Origin of the sequence: Chengkuizengella marina, assembly GCF_009910845.1 — a bacterium.
Classification (GTDB): Bacteria; Bacillota; Bacilli; order Paenibacillales; family KCTC-33759; genus Chengkuizengella; species Chengkuizengella marina.
Genome location: NZ_SIJB01000069.1, coordinates 1 through 4,826, shown reverse-complemented (window position 1 = coordinate 4,826; position 4,826 = coordinate 1). Strand labels below are relative to the sequence as shown.

Here is a 4,826-nt window from a genome sequence, read left to right as displayed (position 1 = left end):
GAAACAGCTACAGCAGATGAAGCACTAAATACTATGCCTACTGATTATCAACCGTATTTATTGTCCTACCAATTAGCTGAACCAATTGAAGAAGAAGTTGTTGTTGAAGGTTCTGTAAGCCTACATGAAGGTGGGAATCATGTTGAGGTTGGTGGTGGTGTTGTTGTTAGAGAGAAAGCAAATCCCGATACACCAAACACTGAATATGTATATCTTAATAGAACAACAGTAGATAGTACTTTGTTTAAAAATAAAATTGATAAGATATTACAAATATACCGTAATGGTGAAATTGACGATAAATGGGTTTTTGATACAGCAAACTCCTTTGGTGAAGAAAGTGCGTATATTCCGATAGAACTGTTTGATCCTACAGCAACATATGAAGTAACCTATATAGCACAATCCATCTCAACGAATCCAATGGACGTAAATATCCAATATGAAACATCAGCACAATCGGTACAAAATGCACTTGTGACGGATATGGCAGATGTAAAAACAGAACAAAGTATATTGGATAGACAGATTTATAATTTACTCTTAGTAGCGAAAGCAAACGGATGGGAGGTCTAGTATATGAGTGAAGCATTACTTAAACACTACCGAGATAAGAACGGAATCTCAGAAGAACAGGAACAAAAACAACTCGAAGAATTAGAATCAAAAAGCGTCACGAAGCAGGACCTTAATAGTCTTGGCGAAGTGGTCGCTTTTTTTATGTTGACAATAGATGATCTAGGGAGTATGAATGCGGCTCTCATGCAAGAGATTGAGGAATTAAAGGAAAGATTGGAGGTGGTCGAAGGTGCTTAAATTTTATATAAATGCGGTAAAGTACGGTTATAAAACGATAGACGAAGTGCCAGAACAGTATCGTAGCGAAGTAGAAGAAAGGATTGACTTGGAAGTTGAATCATAACGAAGTTTACCGTTCTAAGTAGACAGGAAACACCTTAGTACCAGAAAATGTGTGAGATTGTAGAACGTTATTATCCTAAATACTATACTGTTGACCAAGTAAAGGTGTTTGTTGAGCGTGGAAAGATTACTGAAGCACAGTTTTTAGAGATCACAGGTGAAACTTACTTAGTAGAGTGACGTATTTTGTAATAGAATTAATTTAAAGCATAAAGTTTGATATAAGGAGTTGTATATGAGTACTAAACAAAAAATCCTTGGATGGATCATAGCTATATTCGCAATTGTAATCCTAAATGTTATATTTTGGGGTACAAAACATGTTGAAACTAAAAATATCACAACTATAGAAAATACTATTTCTTCTATAGGGGGAATAGTAATTGAATATAAAAAATTGTCTGATTCTAACAAAGACAGATCCCCATTTGGTGCAGAATATTATCATAGACATAATTCCTTGTATAAAGTTACATTTACATGGGTAGATGATAGGGAATATATTGCATGGTTTCGTAGCAATGATATTGTTGGACAATCTTTTGAAGAAGATACAGAGATTACACGACGAACTGGGTATCCTCCAGCATGGATATTTGAAGATAATATAAATCACAGGTGAAACTCACTCAACAGAATAATGTAGATAAAATTAAGGAGGAGATATTCATGATTTTTATGCTTTTCTTATTCTTAATATTTTTTCTATTGGGTGTAATAATGATAATTTTTCCTTATCGATTCTGGAAAATTAGAGATAGTATGAAATTAAGTAGTGAGTTTGAACCCTCGGTATTTGAAATAGATGCTATTCGTTTTAGAGGACTGGTTGTTATTATTATAAGTACTCTTATTGTACTATCAATTTTATTTCTAGTTTTATAAGATAATATGCCGATTTTATAGAATGAAAAGTGAGGTGATGGGATGGATAGTGATGAAAACTTAATTGTGTTGGATCGTCAGGAAACACCCTTAGGATACTTAACAAAAGCAAAAAACGTAGAAATCAGGGAGCGACTTAATGAAGAGTCGCTTCTTTCTTTTGAAATTCGATTTGAAGATGACGAAACAAATTACCTTGAACATGAAGGTTATGTTATATGTGAAGGTCAACAATACGTTATTAAAAACATTGAACCATCGTCTAACCAATCAACTAGATACCTAGTTCAATGTACGCATGTATATATTGAAATGCTAGACGAGTATATTGACCGAATTATTGAATTGATTCCTGGTACTTGTCAAGAAGTAGCAGAGGAAATATTACAAGACTCAGAGTTTACATTAAGCTTAGTTGATGTTAATGGATCAAAGGATGTTGAAATCTCTGAAATGTCAATTTTAAAAGCTCTTCAAATGATTCGAGAGAAATGGGATTGTGACTTATGGTTTAATAATCGGAATGTTTTTTTAGGAAATAAGGGAATAAATAAAGGTGTTGAAATCCGATACGGAAAGAATTTGAAATCCCTGCGGAGTCCATCCAGTTCCAATGATGTCATAACAAGATTGTACCTATATGGTCAAGACGGACTAACAATAGAAGGTGTAAATAATGGTGAGAAATACATCGATTCACCTAATATTGGTTTATACCGTAAGCCGAAAATAGCATCCATTAAATTCAATGATATTACCGATCCAGAGGAATTATTGATTGAAGGGGAAAAGCATCTTAGAAAAAACGACACGATACAACTTTCATATCAAGTAGATTTTATAGAACTAACTAAACAAGGATATGAAGGTGATGGTATTGAGCTAGGGGATGAAGTGACACTCACACATTTACCTCTAAACCTTCAAACTATTGGCGCGAGAGTGGTTGAATATGTCCGTTATCCTTATGAATCTAAACTTGGTTATGTAACCTTATCTTCATTTGTAGAATCTACGATTGATGATTTTGTGAAGATGAAAAAAAGGCAAGGCGACTTTGAAACTTACTCAGAGAAAAGAGATGTGGAATATTCAGAAACGAAACAAAAAGTGGATAATGGGGAAATCTATGTTGTAGATAAATATGGTCAAGTCGTTGTTAATGAAGATGGTGTTGACGTTTCGGAAATCGCAGGATATGGGATAGTCAGTGGAGGAACAATTAGTATTGAAAATTTTAATGACGGTAGTCCTATCTATACTACAATAGCAGCTACTAATAATGATTTGCTTGCTAATGATACATTAACTCTTACAGATGCATCTCATTTTCCAACGTCAGCTAGTAAAGGTGAATTTGTAATTCATTTACCTGGGGAAGATGTCTATATTGAAGGAGAAGATAGACCTGCTGATTGGGGATGGATCGGTCGATTGATAGAAAATTTATATTTAACATGGACAGGAAAGTCTGGAAACACTTTAACAGGTGTTCAGATATGGCAACCTCTTATTTTCGGAGGTGATGACGTAATTGTATCAAGAATTAATTCAGGGTTACCTGTATCGGAATGGATTGCACCTGTTGGAGATGTAGTCGTCTCTCCTATGACGGTTATAATGCCTAATGGAGTAAAACACAATTTGCAAGAAAAACGATTTGAAAATCAGGATTTAGGTGCTGGAATAACAGACATTGATGGTTGGGAATTTAGATATCTATATGTAGATAATGAGGGTGAGATACAATATTATTCAGCAGGAACAAGTGGTGGAGGTCAAGAATATCCCCCTGACCCTCCAGACAATCATTGTGTAAGGATTGGTTATTTACTCATAGGGTATGGCACACAAGATCCCGATGGGGATATAAATACTGAAAAAGACTTTAGTACAGTTAAACCTAATTTTAAACAACGAATCTATCACGATAACAGATATAGAGACGAACGCCTTGTACGTGCAAATAAGAATGACATTGCCTTAGGAGGTACACCCTATGGTAGCGAAACTATTAGTTTGAGTGTAACGGGTAAAGAATACGAGACTTATTATCTTCAACTAGGAAAAGGTAAACGATCAGCATCTATTTCAATCACTCGTACAGATGGCACAGAGTATGATGCTTACACCTATGGTGCTTCACTGGTCGTTGGTAGAAAATCGGCAAACAATGCTGATGGTTTAGGGCGCTCAGTTTGGGGAACTTATGTTGATTCTAGTGGAAACGCTGGACAAGTTACTGGAAGGAGGGAGGGGGTTTATGGAGCCTATATTCTTGATCCGAAAGTGTTCGGTAAAAGCTACACCTACCTTTATGATACCGACTTAATGCCACATCCTGACGAACCAGAAGTCATTGCGTTGAAACTTACATTTTATAACCGTTCATCATCTGTAACTGAAGATTGTGATTTAAAAGTTACATGGCACGCATTATAAAATACAAAATCCTATTTAATAGATGAGAATGAACACTTGACTTAGGATAAAGCACATTTTTAAACAAGCAAGTCACTTGTCTATACCAAATGAAAGGGATGAACATAGAATATAATAGCTCCTGATAGAACTATTATCCACTCATAGAATCTTTCTACGGTGTAAACCTCACTATTTTATGTAGTGGGGTTTTAATCTATGAAAAATGTGTACTTGCCCTTGGACACCCGTCCAAACAAAATAGATTCTCTGAACATAGTATATAGTACATAATATTATAGAAAGGAGGGTTTTTATGGATGCAGCTATTGTACTAGTGTTATTCATTCTATTGGTTATTATCCTTGTTGCTTCAATAAGAGGTAGATATAGTGCAATACGTTTAATGTTTCCACCAATTACAGATTTTGCGCAATATTAAAATCAGAATATAAAGCTACTAATTTAATATTCAGGAAAGAGGATGATAGGGGATGGAATTAAATATCATTCAATATTTTTTTACACAAGGACCCTTTGCGGTCCTTTTTGTTTGGCTATTTATCTATGTCATGAGGAATAGCAAAGAAAGAGAAGAT

Annotated in this window: 8 protein-coding genes and 1 pseudogene; all 9 read left to right on the top strand. The window is 34.8% G+C overall.

Going from position 1 to position 4,826, the window contains the following annotated elements; all coding sequences use genetic code 11:
• Positions 1-576 (top strand): annotated as a pseudogene (locus ERL59_RS20335) (hypothetical protein); the annotation flags it as partial.
• A gap of 3 nt (positions 577-579) precedes the next feature.
• Positions 580-816 carry a hypothetical protein gene (locus tag ERL59_RS20330; protein WP_160648061.1) on the top strand — a complete coding sequence of 79 codons (237 nt, stop codon included), beginning with the start codon at positions 580-582 and terminating at the stop codon, positions 814-816.
• Positions 809-922 (top strand): CD1375 family protein, encoded by a 114-nt coding sequence (locus tag ERL59_RS21360; RefSeq protein WP_328700000.1) that lies wholly within the window; start codon positions 809-811, stop codon positions 920-922. Before ERL59_RS20330 ends, ERL59_RS21360 begins: the two co-directional genes overlap by 8 nt.
• A gap of 47 nt (positions 923-969) precedes the next feature.
• On the top strand, positions 970-1,101 hold the full coding sequence (locus ERL59_RS20325) for an XkdX family protein (RefSeq protein WP_160648060.1): 132 nt from the start codon (positions 970-972) through the stop codon (positions 1,099-1,101).
• A gap of 55 nt (positions 1,102-1,156) precedes the next feature.
• On the top strand, positions 1,157-1,543 hold the full coding sequence (locus ERL59_RS20320) for a hypothetical protein (protein WP_160648059.1): 387 nt from the start codon (positions 1,157-1,159) through the stop codon (positions 1,541-1,543).
• A 47-nt stretch (positions 1,544-1,590) separates the two neighbouring features.
• Positions 1,591-1,806 carry a DUF6199 family natural product biosynthesis protein gene (locus ERL59_RS21660; RefSeq protein WP_407925752.1) on the top strand — a complete coding sequence of 72 codons (216 nt, stop codon included), beginning with the start codon at positions 1,591-1,593 and terminating at the stop codon, positions 1,804-1,806.
• A gap of 42 nt (positions 1,807-1,848) precedes the next feature.
• Entirely contained in the window at positions 1,849-4,248 is a 2,400-nt protein-coding gene (locus ERL59_RS20315) for a prophage endopeptidase tail family protein (protein ID WP_160648058.1), read from the top strand.
• Between the two features lie 295 nt (positions 4,249-4,543).
• Complete coding sequence (locus tag ERL59_RS21355) at positions 4,544-4,669, top strand: hypothetical protein (protein ID WP_268894529.1); 126 nt, start codon at positions 4,544-4,546, stop codon at positions 4,667-4,669.
• 52 nt (positions 4,670-4,721) lie between these two features.
• Positions 4,722-4,826, top strand: a 105-nt coding sequence (locus tag ERL59_RS20310) for a BhlA/UviB family holin-like peptide (protein WP_268894530.1), incomplete at its 3' end; no start/stop codon positions are given.

Bases quoted from the DNA above. Each gene is read 5' to 3' on its own strand.
- ERL59_RS21660 (WP_407925752.1), top strand. From the start codon at position 1,591: ATGATTTTTATGCTTTTCTTATTCTTAATATTTTTTCTATTGGGTGTA.
- ERL59_RS20330 (WP_160648061.1), top strand. From the start codon at position 580: ATGAGTGAAGCATTACTTAAACACTACCGAGATAAGAACGGAATCTCA.
- ERL59_RS20315 (WP_160648058.1), top strand. From the start codon at position 1,849: ATGGATAGTGATGAAAACTTAATTGTGTTGGATCGTCAGGAAACACCC.
- ERL59_RS21355 (WP_268894529.1), top strand. From the start codon at position 4,544: ATGGATGCAGCTATTGTACTAGTGTTATTCATTCTATTGGTTATTATC.
- ERL59_RS20325 (WP_160648060.1), top strand. From the start codon at position 970: ATGTGTGAGATTGTAGAACGTTATTATCCTAAATACTATACTGTTGAC.
- ERL59_RS20320 (WP_160648059.1), top strand. From the start codon at position 1,157: ATGAGTACTAAACAAAAAATCCTTGGATGGATCATAGCTATATTCGCA.